The sequence below is a fragment of the Niastella sp. OAS944 genome (assembly GCA_024809215.1).
Lineage (GTDB): Bacteria > Bacteroidota > Bacteroidia > Chitinophagales > Chitinophagaceae > Niastella.
The window spans coordinates 299143-319317 of the sequence record JANUBW010000005.1 but is presented as its reverse complement, the minus strand read 5'-3'; the positions used below and the strand labels follow the sequence as shown (position 1 = coordinate 319317).

18 protein-coding genes are annotated in these 20175 nt (G+C 43.4%); 11 read left to right on the top strand and 7 right to left on the bottom strand.

All coding sequences use genetic code 11. From position 1 onward, the window contains the following. Positions 1-384 precede the first annotated feature (384 nt). From GGD38_RS22035 to ftsY, 5 genes are all read left to right on the top strand, one after another. Entirely contained in the window at positions 385-522 is a 138-nt protein-coding gene (locus GGD38_RS22035) for a hypothetical protein (RefSeq protein WP_375301363.1), read from the top strand. Positions 523-732: 210 nt separating this feature from the next. Continuing rightward, the gene (rpmB, locus tag GGD38_RS22030; protein ID WP_132562835.1) at positions 733-969 is read left to right on the top strand and encodes a 50S ribosomal protein L28; all 237 of its coding nucleotides are present in this window, start codon (positions 733-735) and stop codon (positions 967-969) included. A 23-nt stretch (positions 970-992) separates the two neighbouring features. Continuing rightward, complete coding sequence (rpmG, locus tag GGD38_RS22025) at positions 993-1175, top strand: 50S ribosomal protein L33 (RefSeq protein ID WP_081168648.1); 183 nt, start codon at positions 993-995, stop codon at positions 1173-1175. A gap of 50 nt (positions 1176-1225) precedes the next feature. Beyond that, a complete protein-coding gene (locus GGD38_RS22020) occupies positions 1226-1399 on the top strand; it encodes a DUF4295 domain-containing protein (RefSeq protein ID WP_375301362.1) in 174 nt (57 codons plus the stop codon). A gap of 260 nt (positions 1400-1659) precedes the next feature. Next, positions 1660-2622: a signal recognition particle-docking protein FtsY gene (gene ftsY / locus GGD38_RS22015; RefSeq protein WP_375301361.1), complete on the top strand. Its 963-nt coding sequence runs from the start codon at positions 1660-1662 to the stop codon at positions 2620-2622. A gap of 110 nt (positions 2623-2732) precedes the next feature. Here the strand turns inward: ftsY and GGD38_RS22010 are convergent, their stop codons facing one another. Beyond that, positions 2733-3215, bottom strand: coding sequence for a hypothetical protein (locus GGD38_RS22010; RefSeq protein ID WP_375301360.1), 483 nt, complete (start codon positions 3213-3215; stop codon positions 2733-2735). A gap of 353 nt (positions 3216-3568) precedes the next feature. Here GGD38_RS22010 and rimO point away from each other — a divergent pair, with 353 nt between their 5' ends. The 6 genes from rimO (at position 3569) to bshC (ending at position 12419) form a co-directional block, all read left to right on the top strand. Continuing rightward, complete coding sequence (gene rimO / locus GGD38_RS22005) at positions 3569-4879, top strand: 30S ribosomal protein S12 methylthiotransferase RimO (protein WP_375301359.1); 1311 nt, start codon at positions 3569-3571, stop codon at positions 4877-4879. Between the two features lie 787 nt (positions 4880-5666). Next, positions 5667-7148 carry an aldehyde dehydrogenase (NADP(+)) gene (locus GGD38_RS22000; protein WP_375301358.1) on the top strand — a complete coding sequence of 494 codons (1482 nt, stop codon included), beginning with the start codon at positions 5667-5669 and terminating at the stop codon, positions 7146-7148. 176 nt (positions 7149-7324) lie between these two features. Next, positions 7325-8338 carry a 4-hydroxyproline epimerase gene (locus tag GGD38_RS21995; protein WP_375301357.1) on the top strand — a complete coding sequence of 338 codons (1014 nt, stop codon included), beginning with the start codon at positions 7325-7327 and terminating at the stop codon, positions 8336-8338. 167 nt (positions 8339-8505) lie between these two features. Then, positions 8506-9753 (top strand): NAD(P)/FAD-dependent oxidoreductase, encoded by a 1248-nt coding sequence (locus GGD38_RS21990; RefSeq protein WP_375301356.1) that lies wholly within the window; start codon positions 8506-8508, stop codon positions 9751-9753. 164 nt (positions 9754-9917) lie between these two features. After that, positions 9918-10745, top strand: a complete 828-nt coding sequence (locus GGD38_RS21985; protein WP_375301355.1) for an SMP-30/gluconolactonase/LRE family protein — start codon at positions 9918-9920, stop codon at positions 10743-10745. 78 nt (positions 10746-10823) lie between these two features. Continuing rightward, positions 10824-12419 (top strand): bacillithiol biosynthesis cysteine-adding enzyme BshC, encoded by a 1596-nt coding sequence (gene bshC / locus GGD38_RS21980; RefSeq protein ID WP_375301354.1) that lies wholly within the window; start codon positions 10824-10826, stop codon positions 12417-12419. Positions 12420-12686: 267 nt separating this feature from the next. On the opposite strand, the gene GGD38_RS21975 is transcribed toward bshC, so the two are convergent. From GGD38_RS21975 to GGD38_RS21950, 6 genes are all read right to left on the bottom strand, one after another. Beyond that, positions 12687-13553 carry a hypothetical protein gene (locus GGD38_RS21975; protein ID WP_375301353.1) on the bottom strand — a complete coding sequence of 289 codons (867 nt, stop codon included), beginning with the start codon at positions 13551-13553 and terminating at the stop codon, positions 12687-12689. 35 nt (positions 13554-13588) lie between these two features. Next, on the bottom strand, positions 13589-14134 hold the full coding sequence (gene purE / locus GGD38_RS21970) for a 5-(carboxyamino)imidazole ribonucleotide mutase (RefSeq protein WP_375301352.1): 546 nt from the start codon (positions 14132-14134) through the stop codon (positions 13589-13591). A 45-nt stretch (positions 14135-14179) separates the two neighbouring features. Next, positions 14180-14425, bottom strand: a complete 246-nt coding sequence (locus GGD38_RS21965; RefSeq protein WP_375301351.1) for a four helix bundle protein — start codon at positions 14423-14425, stop codon at positions 14180-14182. 121 nt (positions 14426-14546) lie between these two features. Then, positions 14547-15875 (bottom strand): TolC family protein, encoded by a 1329-nt coding sequence (locus tag GGD38_RS21960; protein ID WP_375301350.1) that lies wholly within the window; start codon positions 15873-15875, stop codon positions 14547-14549. A gap of 102 nt (positions 15876-15977) precedes the next feature. Then, the gene (locus GGD38_RS21955; protein WP_375301349.1) at positions 15978-19070 is read right to left on the bottom strand and encodes an efflux RND transporter permease subunit; all 3093 of its coding nucleotides are present in this window, start codon (positions 19068-19070) and stop codon (positions 15978-15980) included. Positions 19071-19079: 9 nt separating this feature from the next. Continuing rightward, positions 19080-20135 carry an efflux RND transporter periplasmic adaptor subunit gene (locus tag GGD38_RS21950; protein WP_375301348.1) on the bottom strand — a complete coding sequence of 352 codons (1056 nt, stop codon included), beginning with the start codon at positions 20133-20135 and terminating at the stop codon, positions 19080-19082. Between the last annotated feature and the right edge of the window lie 40 nt (positions 20136-20175).

Here is a 20175-nt window from a genome sequence, read left to right as displayed (position 1 = left end):
TAGTTTGTATTGGCAGAATTCCCCCCGGAATCCGATTTAAAGGTTTTAGAAATACATTTAATTTCTATGCCTGGGCCTAATGTTCATACCGTTGGGTATGAATACTTTCTGCCAAAGGTGAGACGGTCTAAATTAAAATTAAATTAAGTAATTATTAAATCGGTAGAGCAGAATCTGTTATAAAGATTTAGGTTAATTCTTTCTTCTTCCTCAAAGTATGCTTCCGTAGGGTTTGTTCCGGCTTAAGTCCGGGAAAATCCCTCTTATTCTTCATAGGAGAATAAGAGATATTCCGTAGATATCCCGTATATGTTCCGTATATAACTCCTAGATATCCCCTCTTTTATTAGATACGGGATATGTTGGAGATGTACTGGGGTTATTATGGCTAGAAATATGGCATGTACCTTACAAGTATATGGTTCAGCCTATGAGCTGGCATTAAGTAAGGGAGGTATATGGCTAAAGAAAAGGGTAGAAGAAGCGGTTTGGGGAGCCTGGCAATTGCTAAATACAGTTTAGCATTAATAGAATGCAATTGTTTGTATATTTATCGTTCCGGGGAACTTCCGGGAACCTCAAAAATGTGAATAACCTGCCAAACTGGGCTAATTTGCACAATTCCAAGGTGTATATATCCACAGATGTTGAAAAACTCTTAAAAAAAGTTTGGTGAGAGTTTGATAAATCCATAGATTTTCCGACCTTTGCCGTCCTAAATTTTAATGAGTCATGGCTAGAGTATGTCAGGTGACAGGTAAAGTTCCCGTAACAGGGCACAAAGTTTCACATTCCAACATTAAAACCAAACGCAGGTTTTTACCGAATTTGCAAACAAAGAAGTTTTACCTGGCCGAAGAAGATAAATGGATCACCCTGAAGTTATCAACTGAAGGAATTCGTACTATTAACAAAAGAGGTTTATTGCCCGTAGTGAAAGAACTGCGTGCTAAGGGTGAAAAAATCTAATTAACTTTTTAAAGCGTAAAACAATGGCAAAGAAAGGTAACCGAGTTCAGGTTATATTGGAATGTACTGAGCACAAAAACAGCGGACAGCCTGGTACCAGCCGGTATATCTCTAACAAGAACAAAAAGAATACTCCTGAGCGTCTGGAGTTGAAAAAATACAACCCAATCCTGAAAAAGGTAACGGTTCACAAAGAAATTAAATAATTTACTGGTCGGTCCCGATACCGTCGGGATTGATCTTAAAATAAGCAACAATGGCAAAAGCAGCTTCAAAGAACGCGAAAACCAAAGATGCTAAAGCAGCAGCTGAAGCAAAGAACTGGACAAAAGTAATTCGCGCCGTACGTAGCGAAAAAACTGGTGCATATACTTTCAAAGAAAATATCGTGCACAAAGACAAGGTGAAAGATTTCATGGCTGGAAAATAATTGATTTTCTTGCAAGATATTATAAGGTTAGTACGTAAGTACCGATATTGAAGAAGCTGTTCTCACAAGGGACGGCTTTTTTGCTGTTCACAGGTATTCATTAAAAAAATGCCGGGTGCAGGTTGCATGGAAAAGCAAACTATATGTATTTCCCTGTAACCTGAAACTTGTAACCTGCAACAGTTGTTTACAAAGGAGTCAATTATCATATTGACGTTTAACGACTACAAAACATTTATCTTAGCCTTAAAATCAGGAAAATGAGTTTTTTCGGGAAGTTGTTTGGTAAAAAAGAAAAGGAATCGCTCGATCAGGGATTACAGAAAACCAAAGAGGGATTTCTGTCAAAGATCACCAAAGCCATCGCCGGCAAAAGTACAGTAGACGAAGAGGTACTCGATAACCTCGAAGACGCACTGGTAAGCGCCGACGTGGGTATAGATACAACTGTTCAGATCATAGAACGTATTGAACAACGCGTAGCTAAAGATAAATACCTCAATACCAACGAACTTAATAAGTTATTACAGCAAGAAATTGAGGCCGTTTTGGTTGACGCGCCAGAAAATAATTCTTATAATTTCAATACCCAGCTCCCAGCCAAACCATTTGTAATACTGGTGGTGGGCGTAAACGGCGTTGGTAAAACAACTACCATTGGCAAACTGGCCTATAACTTCAAAAAGGCCGGCAAATCGGTATTATTGGGTGCCGCCGATACCTTCCGCGCTGCCGCGGTTGATCAGCTCACCATCTGGAGCGAACGGGTAGGTGTTCCCATTGTAAAACAAGCCATGGGTAGCGACCCTGCCTCCGTGGCCTTTGATACCGTTCAAAGCGGACTGGCCAAAGGCGCCGAAGTGATCATTATAGATACGGCCGGCCGGTTACACAACAAGGCCCACCTTATGGATGAGTTAGGCAAGATCCGCCGGGTGGTTCAAAAATTGATCCCCGAAGCGCCGCACGAAGTGCTGCTGGTTCTGGATGGTTCAACCGGACAAAATGCCCTGGAGCAGGCCAAACATTTTACCGCCACAACCGATGTATCGGCCCTGGCCATTACCAAACTCGATGGTACTGCAAAAGGCGGGGTGGTGCTGGCCATAGCCAACCAGTTTAAAATACCGGTTAAGTTTATTGGGGTGGGTGAGAAGATGGAAGACCTGCTGGTATTTGACAAACATGAGTTTGTTGACAGTTTATTTAAACTAGGAAATTAAATGCCAATTAGCTAATATGATAATTTGCTAATGTGATAATTAAATACAAAATGCCCCGCTCTCGGCAAGCCTCGAGCGGGGCATTTTCTTGAAGAAATTTATCAAATCAATTAGAAGGTAAACTTAAACCCTAAGCCTCCCCATATATCGGCATATGGGTGATGCAGCAATTCAAAATAGGGATTGATATCAAGGCTCACGGCAATGGGTGCGCCTTTGAACTTGTAATCGAGACCCAGAACGCCATCGATGCCAAATGATGCCGCTCCGTCTTCATAGTGATCGTCATGACGCCAATAATGATCATTGTATACCCCAATGTGAGCACCGGGGCCAACATACCATTTCAAGCCCGGAGCGCCATTAATATCTCCATGAAATTCATATAAACCGGTAAAACGGAACCCATGGTTCCAGAAATAAGCAATGCCTTCCAATGCCCGGTCGCTACGAATAAAGTGTTTGATGGTTAAAGCGCCAGGCCAGAATTTGGCGCCGATGGCGGTTTTATAGCTCGATCCCATTGACTGGGCATCGGCACGGTTCGCGGTTAACAGGGCTACTAAAGCTAGTAGAGCAACAAATCTTTTCATATATACCTTTGTTTGGTCATCATCGGGGTTTAAAAAACTGTGCCAATTCCTTAATTTTTGAGAAACATAGTACAAATACTTAGTTTTCAGTCAACTTTTCTGGTATAAACGGTGGTTTTGGCATTTGGTTACGCATTGAAATCTCAAATCTCAAATCACAAGAACCAAAGAATATGACACAAATTTTAAATTTTAAGGAAATTCCAACCGGTAAATCACAGTTGTAAAATCTATTAAGTATTGAAATTTGAAATTTTGATTTTTTGGAGATGTGGGATTTGTTATTTGGTTCTTATTTGGGTTTTGGAATTTGGGATTTGGTTCTTTTTTATTAAGTACCTTTGCGCCCTTATATGAAAGTAAGATCACATAAAAAGGACAAGGTAAATATCATTACCCTCGGCTGCAGCAAGAACATGGTTGACAGTGAAGTATTGAGCGGTCAGTTAATGGCCAATGATATTGACGTGGTACATGAAAATAAAAAGTCGGACCATAATATAGTTATCGTAAATACCTGCGGTTTTATTGATAAAGCCAAGGAAGAGTCGGTAAATACTATTCTGGCGCAGGTTGAACGCAAACGTCGCGGTCAGCTGGATAAGGTATATGTTACGGGCTGCCTGAGCGAACGTTATAAGAACAATCTGGAAACAGAGATCCCCGAAGTAGACGCCTATTTCGGTACCATGGAGCTGCCGCTGATCCTGAAACAGTTTGAGGCCGATTACAAGGCGGAACTGATTGGTGAACGCTTACTGGCAACGCCGCGCCATTATGCCTACCTCAAAATATCTGAAGGCTGTAACCGCACCTGTTCGTTTTGCGCCATTCCGTTGATGCGTGGCCAGCACGTAAGCCGGTCAATTGAAGACCTGGTGAAAGAAGCGGAGGGCCTGGTAAAAAAAGGGGTGAAAGAAGTGATGCTTATTGCCCAGGAGCTAACCTATTACGGCCTGGATATTTATAAAAAACGGATGCTCGGCGACCTCTTGAACCGCCTGGCCGATGTAAAGGGTTTGGAATGGATCCGCCTGCACTATGCTTACCCTTCTAAATTCCCGCTTGATATACTGGATGTAATGCGCGACCGGGATAATATTTGTAATTATCTCGATATGCCGTTGCAACATGCCAGCGATAATATGCTGAAGGCTATGAAGCGCCAGATAACCCAGTCGGAAATGAATGAGCTCATTGCCGCCATCAGGGAAAAAGTGCCTGGCATTGCATTACGTACTACACTTATTGCCGGTTTCCCCGGCGAAACAAGAGACGATGTAGAGTCGTTAAAATCGTTCCTGCAACATCACCGTTTTGAGCGTGTGGGCATCTTTACCTATTCGCACGAAGAAGGCACATCGGCCCATGACCTTGAAGACAATATTGAGCATGAAGAGAAAGAGGCAAGAGCGCAGGAAATAATGGAAGTACAGCAGGAGATAAGCTTTGAAAAGAACCAGGAGCTGGTTGGCAAAACGTTTAAAACGCTTGTTGATAAAAAAGAATCGGGCCGCTATTTGGGCCGTACCGAGTTTGATAGTGTGGAAGTAGATAATGAAGTGATCATAAACACCACTAAAAAACTGCCCATTGGTGAATTTGTAAATGTAAAGATCACCAAGGCTTATGATTACGATTTGGAAGGCGAAATAGTAGAATAATTTAAGAGATAATCTATATGTGTAAACGCTGCTCGTAAATATCGGGCAGCGTTTTTACTTTTCGCTACATTGAATACCTGTAATGTAAACCCGCAACAGTAACCGAATTACCACAAAGTTGTATTGTTATCGCTTTTAATAAGCAATACCTTCGCATTGTTATCATTATGAAATAAAGCAGTAATAATGATATGCAAGATGCTTTGTCATACTTGATCCAAACTTGATCTCAGTCGGCGGTTTTTCTATAAAAGCTCAATGTGAGGGCAATGGTAAATCTGGAATGGTTTGTGAGAACAGATCTTCCGGCATTTAGTGGATAATGAGGTAGTGCGACAAAATTATACTGAATATTATCCACACTGGCCCCGACGGCAACCGTCGGGGCTTTTTTCTTTTTTAATACCTGCTAATAATCGTTTGCACTCCTAATTAATTAAATAAATGTGACATACCATTAACAAAAAAATATAATAAATACTTATTGAAAATGTTGGAATAAGTTTTTTACCCGGTAAATTTGGAGTTAGGTTAAAACGCTTTGTACAGTTCATTAGTAGCAACCCTTACAAAGGGTTTAGGTTCTGATTATTTATGCTGGCAACAGCACACCCGGAGTTCTTAACAGCGAAAGAAAGATCAGCTCTTTCTTTCCTGTTAGGTTCTGGGTAACAGCGTAGTAGTTAACCATATTTATCATATTATCTTCATTATTTCACACAGGTATATTGGTTAAAGGAATGTATAATACCTTTGTAACCCACTACAACGGTAAATACATTGTACTATGTTTAAAGATGCATCTTCACACGAAATAGATCAGGTTTTACAAACAGCCTGGAAGGCGTTTCATCAATACCGCAAATGTTCGTTAAAAGAAAGGGCACAATTCATGCGCACCATTGCCGCAGAGCTCGAAAATGCAGGCGATGAACTGATACAAACCGCTATGCGGGAAACCAATTTGCCCGAAGCACGTTTACGTAATGAACGCGCCCGCACCATGTTTCAGCTAACCAGTTACGCCGATGCCTGCGAGCGTGGTGAATGGCTGGAAGCCCGCATCGATACGGCAAACACGTCAAAAACGCCACCCAAACCCGATATACGCAAAATGCTGGTGCCCCTGGGCCCCGTAGTAGTATTTGGCGCCAGTAATTTTCCATTTGCTTATTCAACAGCAGGTGGCGACACGGCCTGTGCCCTTGCTGCCGGCTGCCCTGTTATTGTAAAGGCACATCCTGCCCACGCCCAAACATCAGAAATAGTAGCCCAGGCCATTTTAAAGGCCGCTGCAATATGCAAACTTCCCAATGGTGTTTTTGCCCACGTGCATGGCGCTTCACAGGAAGTAGGGAAGGCCCTGGTTACACACCCCTATACAAAAGCAGTTGGCTTTACCGGTTCTTACTTAGGCGGTAAAGCCTTGTTCGACTGGGCTAATCAGCGTAAAGAACCCATACCTGTATTTTCAGAAATGGGCAGTGTGAACCCCGTGTTCCTGTTCCCCGAAAAGCTAAAGCAATCGGCTGTTGAGGTTGCAAAACAATATGCCGGTTCTATTACATTGGGGGTTGGACAATTCTGTACCAATCCGGGTTTGATCTTTGGCATTGAAGGCGACGATCTGCAGCAATTCATAAATACACTTGGTAACGAAATAAAAGCAGTAACACCCGGCACCATGTTGCACCCCGGCATTGCAAAGAACTATGCCGAGAACAGGGCCCGCGCATTATCACAACAAAAAGTAGATACCGTTGCCATAAGTGATGCACAGCCTGCCGAAAATCAGGGCGTGCCAACCATTGCATCGGCAAGCGGTGAAGCATTTCTCAGCAACCCCGTTTTACACCAGGAAGTGTTTGGCCCTTATTCAATAGTTATTCGCTGCAAAGATAAAAATGAATTGCTTGAAGCGGTGCGCCACCTCGAAGGGCAACTGACTGCTACGTTAATGGCTACCGATAATGATATTTTGAATAATGATGAACTGGTTGAAGCTGTAAAGGATATTTGCGGCCGCTTTATAGTGAACGGTGTACCCACTGGTGTGGAAGTATGTTTAAGCATGCATCATGGCGGCCCGTTCCCTGCCACAACCGATTCACGATTTACTTCGGTTGGGGCCGATGGTATTAAACGATTTGCCCGCCCTTTAGCTTATCAAAACTGGCCGGATAGCTTACTGCCGGAAGAATTGAAGAACAATAACCCATTAGGAATTTGGAGAACGGTGAATGATGTATTATCAAAAGGCAGTTTGTAGTTTATGGTTTGTGGTTCTTTACGTGCAGCATTCTGAGTAATTATCGCGAACTCCGAATTGCGGCAGCAACCAAAGACAACAAACCACAAACAACAAACCATAAACCCCGTCTGCCGTTTTATGCGGCATAGAAATCTATTGCCATTACTATTTTTTAATTATTTTACCTGCCGGGCATGAAGAAAACTTTTTTCTGTATCGATGCGCATACCTGTGGCAATCCCGTTAGGCTGGTAGCCGGGGGCGGCCCTGTACTTGAAGGAAAGAACATGAGTGAAAAGCGCCAGCATTTTTTAAAAGAATACGACTGGATCCGCAAAGGACTTATGTTTGAACCCCGCGGTCACGATATGATGAGTGGCAGCATTTTGTATCCGGCGCATGATCCGCAAAACGATATGGCGGTGTTGTTCATAGAAACCAGTGGTTGTTTACCTATGTGTGGTCATGGTACAATTGGTACTATTACTATTGCAATAGAAGAAGGATTAATTACGCCAAAAGTACCGGGTACCGTACGGCTTGAAACTCCGGCCGGACTGGTAATGATCAGTTACAAACAGGAAGGTAAAAAAGTAAAAAGTGTAAAGCTTACCAATGTTCCGGCTTACCTGGCAGCTGAAGGTTTGCAGGTAACATCGCCCGATTTGGGTGAACTTACCATCGATGTAGCTTATGGTGGTAACTTTTATGCTATTGTGGATGTTCAACCCAACTTTAAAGGGTTAGAACACTATGGTGCCGATCAGCTGATAGCATGGGCCCGGGAGTTACGCAAAAGAATAAACGCACAATATCAATTCGTTCATCCCGAAAACCCCACCATCAATGGATGCTCGCATATCTTATGGACTGGGAGTGTAATTGACAAGAATGCTACTGCCCGCAATGCGGTGTTTTATGGCGATAAAGCCATTGATCGTTCGCCCTGCGGTACCGGCACATCGGCCCGCATGGCGCAATGGTATGCCAAAGGGAAACTGAAGAAGGGCGATGCGTTTATACATGAAAGTATTATAGGATCGCAGTTTGTAGGGCGTATTGAAGAAGAAATCCCGAATGCTTTCGGGATGGATGGCAAACCGGCCATTCGCCCAAGTATCGAAGGCTGGGCGAAAGTGTATGGTTATAATACAATCTCTATTGATTCTGAGGATGATCCGTATGCATATGGCTTTCAGGTAATTTAACAGGCCAATTGAGTAATTGCGAAAGATTGTTATAAAACAGCAGTTTTCCGGTTACCGGGTACCGGTTTCCAGGAAATACAAAGTCAGCATCCTGGTAACTGGTAACCGGCAACCGGTACCTGTTTCTATTCTCGAGATGCTTAATCATTCACGAATCATACAATCACATGAGTAAACAAGTTACTATTATAGGAGGTGGCGTTATTGGACTATGCTGTGCTTATTATTTACAGAAAGAAGGTTATGAAATAACGGTTATTGAACGCGGCGATATCACAGATGGAACTTCCTTTGGTAATGCCGGTTATGTATCACCCAGTCATTTTGTACCGCTTGCTTCACCGGGTATAGTAGCTCAGGGCCTTCGCTGGATGCTTAGTTCAACCAGCCCTTTCTATATAAAACCCCGCTTTAGCATTGATCTTATAAAATGGTTGATGACCTTTCGTAAACAGGCCAATGCACAAACGGTTGAACGGAATGTGCCGCCGCTAAACGACATCCTTCATTTAAGCCGCGAATTAACCAGCGATATAAAGAATGAATTAGGTAATCACTTTCGCATGCAGGAAGTGGGTTGCTTTATGTTGTATAAATCGGCCTCCGTTGAAAAACATGAAATAGAACTGGCAAAGGAAGCCGCGCGTTTAAAAATAGAAACCCAAATACTAAACGCACAGGAAGTACAGGCCATGGAACCCGATGTGCAGGTAGATGTAAAAGGCGGAATATTGTACCCGATAGACTGCCATATGCACCCCGGTGATTTCATGCGTACGTTAAAAGCCCATTTACAAAAAGCCGGTGTGAAATTGCAACTCAATACAACAGTTACCGGTTTTGAGAAACAAGGGAATACGGTAACAGCCGTTATTACCGATAAAGGTAAATTCGATTGTTCGCAATTGGTATTGGCAACAGGCTCGTGGTTACCGGTAGTAACCGAAAAGCTGGGTGTTTCTATTTTGCTACAGGCAGGTAAAGGCTATAGCATGACGTATGAGAATATTTCACGCAACCTGCGTTACCCAGCCATTTTGGTAGATAAACGAGTGGCCATGACGCCAATGGGCGCCGACCTGCGTATGGGTGGCACCATGGAGATAAGCGGACTTAACTCACCTGTATTAATAAAAAGAGCACATGCTATTTTCAATGGCGCAAAAGCTTATTACCCCGATCTGCCGGTTGATGTAATGCCAAAAGAAAAGATCTGGTATGGCTTAAGGCCGCTTACCCCCGATGGGTTGCCGTATATAGGCAGCCACAGCCAATACGCTAATCTCATAATCGCCGGCGGACATGCCATGCTTGGCCTTTCACTTGCTGCCGCAACAGGTAAACTGGTTGAAGAACTGGTTAATAAGAAGAAGACTACTATTGATATTACTGCGTTTCGACCAGAAAGATTCTGACTTCTATAAAGAAAATGTTACAAGTTTCAGGATACAGGTTGCAAGGCCCTGTAACCTGAAACCTGTATCCTGTAACTGACTATTACTGGTAACTGGAAACCCGTAACCTGCAACTTCTTCCTAATGGGTTTTCACTATCTTTAGCCCCTCAAAATAAGCTTGATATGAAAAAACACCTTATTGCCGGGGCTTTCACTATGGCAACATTCCTGGCTAACGCCCAGGAACACCAACTTGTTAAAAAATGGGAAACGGATACACTGCTGAAGGTGCCTGAATCGGTGCTGTACGATGCCGATAACAAAATATTATACGTTACCAATATAGATGGGCAACCCTGGGAAAAAGATAACAAAGGCTCGGTAGGCAAGGTGGGCCTCGATGGTAAAATAATTACCGTTGACTGGGTAAGTGGTTTTCAGGCGCCCAAAGGAATGGCTTTATACAAGAACAACCTGTATGTGGCCGATGTTGACAAAGTAGGCGTAATTGATATTAAAAAAGGCACGCTTACCCAAACCATTCCCGTTGAAGGCGCTTTGGCCCTGAACGATATTACCGTTGATAAAAAAGGGGTGCTATACGTTTCTGATTCAAAAAACAAAAAAGTGCACCGCATAGAGAACGGCACGGTTACTACCTGGCTCGAAAACCTGAAAGGCCCCAATGGCGTTTTGATTGATGGTAATGACCTGTTTGTGCTCGACGCCGGCGGATTGTATAAAGTTGAAAAAGACAAATCGCTCACCAAATTGGCCGAAGGTATGGAAGGCGGCACCGATGGGCTGGAGCATGTAAAAGGAAAAGATTATATAGTAAGCTGCTGGGGCGGCGTTATTTGGTATGTAAATGGCGACGGCACCAAGCAAAACCTGCTAGATACCCGCGAACAAAAGATAAATACCGCCGATATTGGCTACGATGCCAAAAATCGCATCGTATATGTACCCACCTTCTGGAAAAATAAGATCGTGGCTTATGAACTAAAGTAAGAATGGAACGTTAAAAATGACGATCAGTTATGGCAATCGCATGATTGATAGTACTTTTATGTTCCCATTTGCTTAATTATGGATTGTAATTCTACCAATTTATCATTTGAACAGACCGGTTATTTTTCAAAGATCATTATAGATTACCTTAACCAGTCGCCTGCAATAAAGCCTTTTTATACGCACCCTGTTTCGCTGGAAGGGATGGCTGCCGCCATACAGGCCCGCCAACAGGCTCAACCAGACCGTAACCTGCTGGTAAAAGAATTACAGGAGCAATATAAGGGCATTGAGACCTCTGCACTTGTTCAGCAGAACATTCAACAGCTATTACAACCCAATACATTTACCATAACCACGGCGCACCAGCCGGCCATCTTTACGGGGCATTTGTATTTTATATACAAAATAGCGCACGTAATAAAACTGGCCGACAGGCTGAAGAAAGAGTTTCCTGATAAACATTTTGTTCCAGTATTCTGGATGGGCAGCGAAGATGCCGATCTTGATGAACTGGGCCATGTGTACCTAAGCAGCGATAAACTGGTGTGGGAAACAAATCAAACCGGTGCCGTAGGGCGTATGAACACCAAGGGGCTCGATAAACTCATTCATCGCATAGAAGGGGAGTTGTCGGTACAACCTTTTGGAAAGGAGCTTATACAGCTGTTGCGCGATTGCTATTTGCAAAGCCCCGATATACAAACGGCCACTTTCAAACTCATTAACGCATTATTTGCTGAATATGGTTTGATAGTTATTATGCCCGATAATGCCAACCTGAAAAAGGCAATGGAGCCGGTGTTTCGCGAAGACCTGTTGCAACAAACGCCCGCCGGTGTAGTAGAGAAGACCATTGAGCAATTATCGAAGCAGTATAAGGCGCAGGCGCACCCACGCCCTATCAATTTATTTTACTTAAAAGATAATATACGTGAGTTGATAGAGCTGAAAGGAGATAAGTACGAAGTAAGAAATACAACCCTCAGTTTTACCAAAGACGAAATACTGGCCGAGCTGGCAAATAATCCGGAGCGGTTCAGTCCGAACGTGATACTACGCGGCCTGTATCAGGAAACGGTGTTACCCAATATTGCCTTTATTGGCGGTGGCGGCGAAACAGCTTACTGGCTTGAGCTAAAGGACCTGTTCAATCATTACAAAGTACCGTTCCCTATGTTAGTGGTGCGTAATTCGTTTTTGATCATAGAAAAAAAGTGGCAGGAGAAGATCCGGAAGCTGGATTTACAAACAAAAGATCTTTTTCAACCCGAACAGGATGTACTTACAATGCTGGTAAGCCGTCAAAAAAATGGCGAGTTGAAATTAAAGAATGAACTGGAAGCTGCCATGCGCGTATACGATCTGTTAAAAGACAAAGCAGCGAATATCGACAGATCATTACTGCAACATGTGGAAGCCTTACAGGCCCGAACAATAAAGCCTTTACAGGAGTTGGAGAAGAAAATGTTGCGCGCCGAGAAAAAGAAATACGAAACAGAACAACGGCAAATACAAACCATCAGAAAGGCATTGTTCCCAAAGAATGGCCTGCAGGAAAGGGTTGATAATTTTATGCCCTGGTATGCTTTATGGGGTCGTGAATTTATTCATATCGTATATGAACATTCTCTAACGTTAGAACAGGAGTTTACAATCTTAGAAGAAGGCTAGTTCTTTTTCCAAAACCGTAAACAGTTTTCCCAATTTTGAAAATCAATCGGGGTCAACTCACTTATTTTTGAAAAAGTTTTAGTTCACACGTATAGAAAAGTTAAAAAGTGCCATTCTGTAATACGGAATGGCACTTTTTTTAAATTCCAGATCCCAAGCACTAAGAACCCAAAAAATACTAAATCCCAAACTCCAAGTTCCAGGAAGAATTCCTGGAACTTGAAATTTGGGATTTTATTTGGATCTTGTTATTTGCGATTTTCTCCCTTATTCTTTTACCCGAACGGTGAATACGCCGTTCTTTCCAGCCTTGTTATCGGCAAGCAGATATAATTTCAGTCTGCTGCTTTTTTCAGTTCTTATACAAATAGACTGCATATTAAAGCCGGCAAAGTCATCACTGATCTCGCTCAAATGAAAAAGGGCGTTCACTTTCATTTTCTTGCGAACAACTTTGCGTGAAGCATTCTCAATAACGGCCAGGTAACTATCACCGGTGGTTTTATGTTCTTTGTCGTTGCTTTCTGATAACAAAGTAACAACCAGCCAGTCGTTTTTATACGAATAGGCGAGACCCGATAACCCTACTACCTGGTTAGGTGTTTGGGGCAGATCAAAACTAACAGTAGTGATCTCGGCATTGGCCTGGTTCTTCCAAAAATCGGCATCGGTAACGATGATGTGATTTTCAGGAGAAGCTTTATGGTCACGGTTACACAGTACCAGTTTACCCAGTACAATGGCGGCAGATTCAATATTGATAACGCCAACCGTTGCTTTTAATCTATTATAAAATTCGGTAATGTCGAATTCTTCTGTAGTATAATCATCGAGGTTAACCAAAATGGCTTTGTGATGATTGTCTTTTATATCGAAACCCAATACCAGTAAGCGGGGAATGCTATTCACCTCTACAATGGTAGTTGCTTCGAAATCGGATTTACTGCCGGGAAGTATTTTCGGATCATCGTACCGTAATAATTGATGATTGGCGAGTAGTTGCCATTTTTTGTTGAGTGCAGCCATATCGCTTGCATCATCATCAACCAAATACAGGGTGTCGTTAAAAAATTCAAGGTTTGAGCCAACGGGCAAATCCGGAATTTCTCTATAGTCGAGCAATTTGAGTTTCATACCGTGCGCAAATTACAAGGATGGTTTGTGATTCCCTAATCAAATTTATTCTCCCACCCCTGTTTTTTCAAGTTTTCGACTTTTGATAATACTTCTTCTTCTAGTTTCTGCTTATATGCCGCTACCTGATTTCCAATATGTTCATCAAATGAACCAATAATGGATGCTGCCAAAATGCCGGCGTTTTTAGCCGCATTCAGCGCTACTGTAGCAACTGGTATGCCATTAGGCATTTGTAGAATCGATAATACAGAATCCCAACCATCAATTGAATTGGATGATTTTATGGGCACCCCAATTACAGGCAGGGGTGTTAATGAGGCTACCATACCGGGCAAATGTGCGGCGCCACCAGCCCCGGCAATGATCACTTTCAGTCCTCTTTGCCGCGCCTTTGTAGCATATTCCATCATGCGCACCGGTGTACGGTGTGCCGAAACCACTGTTAGTTCGAACGATATTCCAAATCCCTTCAGTACATCGGCAGCCGCCTGCATAACAGGCAGATCGCTATCGCTGCCCATGATTATTCCAACCTGAACAGTTTGTTGTTTGTGGTTTATAGTTTGTGGTTCACTCATTTCTGGTCTCTGTTTTTGAATTTTTGACCTTTAATTTTCGAGGCGTTAAGATATGTAATAAAATACTTCTCCTTTCGAGATGGATAATGAATTTATGAATTCCAACCGACTCCCTCTTTCAAACCCCTCGGCAATATTATCCATTATAGAACCACTGCTGCCTCGAATCTGATCCTTAAGCCGAAAATCAGAGGCTAGTGGTTCCTTAAAGGTTAATGCATAGGCTTTTTTACTCAAAATTCTTGCTAACTGCCAGATTTCGAGGTCTTCAAATTTTGTAATAGTTGCCATAATTAATAATTAAGCTTAATATGGCTACTTCAAAACCTTAAACACATTATGTCCTAAAAAGGAAAAGTTTGCTGCATGTGGGAATAACCACAAACAACAAACTACAAACCACAAACATAAGCTATTTTAACAGATCACCTTTCAACCTCAATAATTCCGTTTCGGCCAGCTTCAAATTATACTGGGCAGCATACAGGCGGTTGCGGGCATCCTGTAAACTGAACTGCGCTTCGCGGTATTCAATAAAGGTAGCAACCCCTTGTTTCCATCTTTCGCGGGCAATGGCCACATTTTCTTCGGCCAGTACTATATTATCATCTTCAAGCATCAGCAACTGCTTTTGCGCTTCATAATTTTTAAATGAATTGGTAAGGCCTACATCAATCAGGGTCCGTTGCTTTTCGTAAGCAATCTGCTGATACGAAACATCCAGCTTCGCCTGTTTAATTAAGCGGCGGGTATTGAAACCATTCAAAATGGGCACATTCAGGCCAAACCCGTAATTCAATCCCTTGTTCTGGTTAAAAAAGGGTTGGTTCTGGTTTACTACAACGCTGTTATTGGTTGAAGTGAAATTATAAGCTGAGTTAAACGAAAGCGTGGGCCAAAATCCGGCTTTTGCTTCTTTAACTGAGATGTTGGCAATTTCAATATTCTTTTTTGCTACCTGCAGGTCGAGGTTTGTTTCCTCATATTTTGTAGCCAACTCACCATATTGTAAACCCATATTGGTTGGTATGGTATCGGCTACTTCGTAAACCGACCCGGTTTTGAAACCTATCAATTGGCTCAGCTGATCGCGCAACTGAGCTATGAGTGTAAGCTGGTTTATTTGTGCTGCTTTTTGGGCATTGTAGTCCACTTTGGCCTGTAATAACTCGGGTTTGCTGCCCAGGCCCACCGATAATTTTTTATCGGCCAGCTTCATTCGTTCTTCATTGAGCGACATTTGTTCTTCCACCGCTTTCAACTGAAGCTTTTGTCGAACGATATTGTAGTAATTATTAATAACGGCTGCCACACTGTTCACCATTTGTGCTTTAATGCTTATACCGCCCAATTGCTCCAGCTCATACAATCGTTCGCGGGTAGCAAACATGCGCATACCATCAAAAAGCGTCCAGCTAAGGTTAACCGAATAGTTCATATTGGTGGTGCGAACGCCATTGCGGGTAACCAGGCTATCCTTACCGCTACTGCGGCTGGCAAACTTCAATTGTTGGTTATTGGTATTCCATACTACGTTAGCCACACCATTCACTGTTGGTAAAAAGGCGGCAAATGAATAGTAACGGTCCAGCGCATAGGATGTAGAGTCGTTACGGCTTAACAAAATGTCGTAGTTGTTTTTCAACGCAGCAGCAATGGCATCCTGCAGGGTAAGTTGCTGTTGCGCTTTTGCCAGAATGGAACCGAAAAGAAAAATAAAAGTTATTGAAACATATTTCATATAAAGAGAAACTGTTTGTTTGTTGAAAACGTTACAGGTTTCAGGTTGCAAGTTGCAGGGGAAAACCTGCCAACCTGTAACATGAAACCTGCAATCTGTATTTTACGCCCTACTGCTTTCCTTTTCATCCATTAATTCCATTTCGCTCTTATGTTTTTTGCGACTCAGGAACGAATAAACCGCAGGTACCACGTACAACGTAAGTATCAGGGAGAACATAATACCACCTACGATCACAATACCTAATGGAATACGGCTGGTTGATGCGGCACCCAGTGATAAGGCAATGGGCAAAGCACCCAGGGCCATGGCAAGGCTGGTCATCAAAATTGGCCGTAAACGTGCGCTGGCAGCTTCAATAACTGCATCGCGCTTCGACATGCCTGCATGTTGTTTCTGATTGGCAAACTCCACAATAAGGATACCGTTCTTGGTAACAAGCCCTACAAGCATAATCATGCCAATTTGAGAGAATATATTGAAGGTTTGATCGAACAGCCAGAGTGATAACAACGCGCCGGCAAAGGCCATTGGCACCGTAATAATGATAATGATGGGATCAATAAAACTTTCAAACTGGGCTGCCAGTACCAGGAAGATCAATCCAATAGCCAGTACCAATGCGAACATGATATTGCCGCTGCTTTCAGCAAAGTCGCGGCTGGCGCCAGCCAGTGAAGTTGAAAAAGTTCCATCGAGTAAAGGTTTGGCAATGTCTTCCATAGCCTTTATACCTTCACCCAGCGTATGCCCGGGGGCCACGCCGGCCGATATGGTAGCCGATTTGTACCGGTTAAAGTGGTACAGGGTAGGCGGCGTTGTTTGCTCCTGCATGCTAACCAGGTTATCGAGCGAAATAAGCTCGCCCCGGTTATTGCGTACATATATATTCTTCAGGTCGGTAGGATCGTCACGATCGTTACGCGCTACCTGGCCAATTACTGAATATTGTTTTCCTGTTCGATAGAAGTAACCCAATTGCAAATTACTAAGCGCTAATTGCAGGGTGCCCGATACATCGGCCACACTTACTCCCAATTGGGCGGCTTTTATACGATCTATTTGAAGATTTACTTCCGGCTTGTTGAATTTCAGATCAACGTCTACACCCTGGAAGGCCGGGTTCTTGTTTGCCTGTTCCAGGAACTTGGGCAATACTTCGGCCAGTTTATTGAAGTCGTTATTCTGAATAACAAATTGGACCGGCAAACCCCCTCTGCGGTTTACTGAAATGGTTTGCTCCTGTATGGCAAATGCCTTACCATCAGAGAACTTACCCAGGTTACGGTTTATCATATCAACGATCTGCTGCTGCGAACGGGTACGCTCATTAGGTTCGCTTAATGTAGCACGTACAAAACCTGTATTGGTAGCGCCCGAGCCGCTAAAACCAGGCGCTGTAACAGTAAGCACCGTTTTGGCTTCGGGCACTGAATCCATTACAAACTGTGCCACGCGGTCGATATAGGCATCCATATAATCGAACGATGTACCTTCGGGTGCGGTGATCTGTAAACGAAACTGGCTGCGGTCTTCCAATGGCGCCAGCTCAGATTTTATACTTCCGAAAATAAATATAATAAGCGCCGTACAGCCAGCCACAATTACCCAGGCTATCCAGCGCACCCGCATAAATTTCTTCAGCGAATTAAAATAACCTGTTTCCATCCAACGGAAGAAAGGTTCCGTTTTATGATAGAACCAGCCATGTTTATGTACATTACGGGTAAGCTTTACGTTCAGTACGGGCGTTAAGGTAAGCGATACCAGGGCCGAGATCAATACGGCGCCGGCTACCACAATACCAAACTCACGGAACAAACGTCCGGTAAAACCCTGTAAGAAGATGATAGGTAAAAAGATAATGGCCAGTGTAATAGAGGTGGCAATTACGGCAAAATAAATTTCCTTTGAACCTTCTTTGGCCGCCTGGTATTTGTTCATACCTTCTTCCATCTTTTTAAAGATGTTTTCGGTTACCACAATACCATCATCCACCACCAACCCGGTTGCCAGTACTATACCCAGCAGCGACAATACGTTTACCGTAAACCCGCTCAGGTACATGATAAAGAAGGCGCCTATCAGCGACACAGGGATATCTATCAACGGACGGAAAGCGATGAGCCAGCTACGGAAGAACAAATAGATGATCAGTACCACAAGAATGAGGGAGATGATCAGCGTTTCCTCCACTTCGGAGATCGACTTCTTAATGAACTTTGTTTGATCGAGCGCTATTCCCAGTTTAATATCCTGTGGTACTTCTTTTTTAAGCTGATCGAGCCTTTTGTAAAACTCGTTCGAAATAGCAACATAGTTACTACCCGGTTGCGGCACCAGCGCCAATGCGATCATCGGTATGCGGCTTTCCTTCAGAATGGTTTCTTCATTCTCGGGGCCCAGTACTGCTTCGGCCACATCCTTCAACCTGATGTCGCTGCCATTGACGTTCTTTATGATAACATTATTGAAATCATCTTCCGTGGTCAACCGGCCAAACGTACGGATGGTTAATTCGGTACTATTACCGGTAATTTTACCCGAAGGCAGCTCCACATTCTCTTTGTTCAATGCAGCCTGTACATCGCCGGGGGTTAACCCGTAAGCGCTTAGTTTTGCCGGGTTGAACCAGATACGCATGGCGTACCGTTTTTCGCCCCATATTTGAATAGCGCTGACACCGGGAATGGTTTGCAACCGTTCAACCAGTACGTTGTTGGCATATTCGGTTATCTCAAGCTGGTTGCGAGTATTGCTCTGCACCGTCATGGAAATGATGGCATCTGAGCTTGCATCAGCTTTTGCCACCACAGGGGGAGCCGGAAGGTCATCGGGTAATGAACGCTGCGCCTGTGATACTTTATCGCGCACATCGTTGGCTGCAGCTTCCAGGTCAATGCTCAGTTCAAACTCAACGTTAATACTGCTTACGCCCTGGCTGTTTGTAGACGTGATATTTCTAACACCCGCAATACCATTGATGGCTTTTTCGAGTGGTTCAGTAATTTGTGATTCTACGATCTCTGCATTGGCGCCGGGATATTGCGTTCGCACACTTACGTTAGGCGGGTCAATGGCAGGATAATCACGAACGCCCAGGAAGGTAAAACCGATCACCCCGAACAACACAATGAGGATGTTCAGTACCGTTGCCAACACCGGTCGCCGTAAACTCAGTTCCGAGATATTCATCTAAATCGCTTATTGTACTTTGGTTAATTTGATTTTGCTTTCAGGGCGTATCGCCAGTAATGCCGTAGTTAAAATAGTATCTCCTTCCTTCACGCCATCTAATACCTGCACATACGAGGAATCGCGAATGCCGGTTGTAACCACTGTAAAATCAGCTTTACCGCCTTTATAAACGATCACCCGTTTGTTACGCGCCTGTGGAATGATCGCCTGCGAAGGAACGATCAGCGAGTGGTCGTTCTTTCCCAATTGTAAAGCCACTTTGGCAAATGCGCCCGGCACCAGCAGGTTATGTTTACCCGCTACAATCGCGCGCACTTTTAAGGTACGGGTATTGGCCTCAATGTTCGATTCGGTAGCCAATACAGCAGCTGTAAACTTATTATCAGTGCCTGCAACGTTAAAGCTTACCTGACGGCCTTTACGCATAGCTTCGCTGTATTTTTCCGGTACAGAAAACTCAAGCTTCAGCTGGTTTACCTGGCTAATGGTAGTAAGCAGGGTAGTGGGCGTAATATAAGCACCATTGCTGATGTTCTTTAACCCAATACGACCGGGAAAAGGCGCCCTTACTTCTGTTTTAGCTATATCAACCTTAATAAGCTCTATGTCGGCTTTCAGGTTGCTTACCTGTAACTGGCTAAGGTCAACTTCCTGTTTGCTTATACCTTCTATCTTAAGCAAAGCTTCCTGACGTTCGGCTGTTTTTTGCGCAATTTCAAGTTGCACCTGCAACTTCTTTAACTGGGCCTGCAGGTCGGCATCGAACATCTTTACAAGCAAAGCTCCTTTTTGTACAAAACTTCCTTCGGGAATGTTTAAGCTTATTACCCGGCCCGAAATTTCAGGACGGATCTCCGTTACTTCAAAAGGCAACAGGGTTCCGGGAATTTCAAGGTTCTCACTAAGGGATTTTGTCTTCACTATAAATGCTTCAGCCTGTACGGGGCGATCGCCACCACCAGTACGGCCGGCATTTGCAGGGGTTTCTTTTTTCTCGTTTTTGCAGGATACAAAAATGAAGGCTAGAATAATTCCAATTACAATCCGGCTTTTACGGTTCATCTGAGTTTTTAAATGTTTGTTTAGCGTAAAACAAGAAACG

What these genes read in the sequence shown, in the direction of transcription:
- rimO (WP_375301359.1), top strand. Translation starts at nt 3,569, where the DNA reads ATGAAAGTAAGATCACATAAAAAGGACAAGGTAAATATCATTACCCTC.
- GGD38_RS21960 (WP_375301350.1), bottom strand. Translation starts at nt 15,875, where the DNA reads ATGAAATATGTTTCAATAACTTTTATTTTTCTTTTCGGTTCCATTCTG.
- GGD38_RS21965 (WP_375301351.1), bottom strand. Translation starts at nt 14,425, where the DNA reads ATGGCAACTATTACAAAATTTGAAGACCTCGAAATCTGGCAGTTAGCA.
- rpmB (WP_132562835.1), top strand. Translation starts at nt 733, where the DNA reads ATGGCTAGAGTATGTCAGGTGACAGGTAAAGTTCCCGTAACAGGGCAC.
- ftsY (WP_375301361.1), top strand. Translation starts at nt 1,660, where the DNA reads ATGAGTTTTTTCGGGAAGTTGTTTGGTAAAAAAGAAAAGGAATCGCTC.
- GGD38_RS21950 (WP_375301348.1), bottom strand. Translation starts at nt 20,135, where the DNA reads ATGAACCGTAAAAGCCGGATTGTAATTGGAATTATTCTAGCCTTCATT.
- rpmG (WP_081168648.1), top strand. Translation starts at nt 993, where the DNA reads ATGGCAAAGAAAGGTAACCGAGTTCAGGTTATATTGGAATGTACTGAG.
- bshC (WP_375301354.1), top strand. Translation starts at nt 10,824, where the DNA reads ATGGATTGTAATTCTACCAATTTATCATTTGAACAGACCGGTTATTTT.
- GGD38_RS21955 (WP_375301349.1), bottom strand. Translation starts at nt 19,070, where the DNA reads ATGAATATCTCGGAACTGAGTTTACGGCGACCGGTGTTGGCAACGGTA.
- GGD38_RS22035 (WP_375301363.1), top strand. Translation starts at nt 385, where the DNA reads ATGGCTAGAAATATGGCATGTACCTTACAAGTATATGGTTCAGCCTAT.
- GGD38_RS21985 (WP_375301355.1), top strand. Translation starts at nt 9,918, where the DNA reads ATGAAAAAACACCTTATTGCCGGGGCTTTCACTATGGCAACATTCCTG.
- GGD38_RS21995 (WP_375301357.1), top strand. Translation starts at nt 7,325, where the DNA reads ATGAAGAAAACTTTTTTCTGTATCGATGCGCATACCTGTGGCAATCCC.
- purE (WP_375301352.1), bottom strand. Translation starts at nt 14,134, where the DNA reads ATGAGTGAACCACAAACTATAAACCACAAACAACAAACTGTTCAGGTT.
- GGD38_RS22010 (WP_375301360.1), bottom strand. Translation starts at nt 3,215, where the DNA reads ATGAAAAGATTTGTTGCTCTACTAGCTTTAGTAGCCCTGTTAACCGCG.
- GGD38_RS22000 (WP_375301358.1), top strand. Translation starts at nt 5,667, where the DNA reads ATGTTTAAAGATGCATCTTCACACGAAATAGATCAGGTTTTACAAACA.
- GGD38_RS21990 (WP_375301356.1), top strand. Translation starts at nt 8,506, where the DNA reads ATGAGTAAACAAGTTACTATTATAGGAGGTGGCGTTATTGGACTATGC.
- GGD38_RS21975 (WP_375301353.1), bottom strand. Translation starts at nt 13,553, where the DNA reads ATGAAACTCAAATTGCTCGACTATAGAGAAATTCCGGATTTGCCCGTT.
- GGD38_RS22020 (WP_375301362.1), top strand. Translation starts at nt 1,226, where the DNA reads ATGGCAAAAGCAGCTTCAAAGAACGCGAAAACCAAAGATGCTAAAGCA.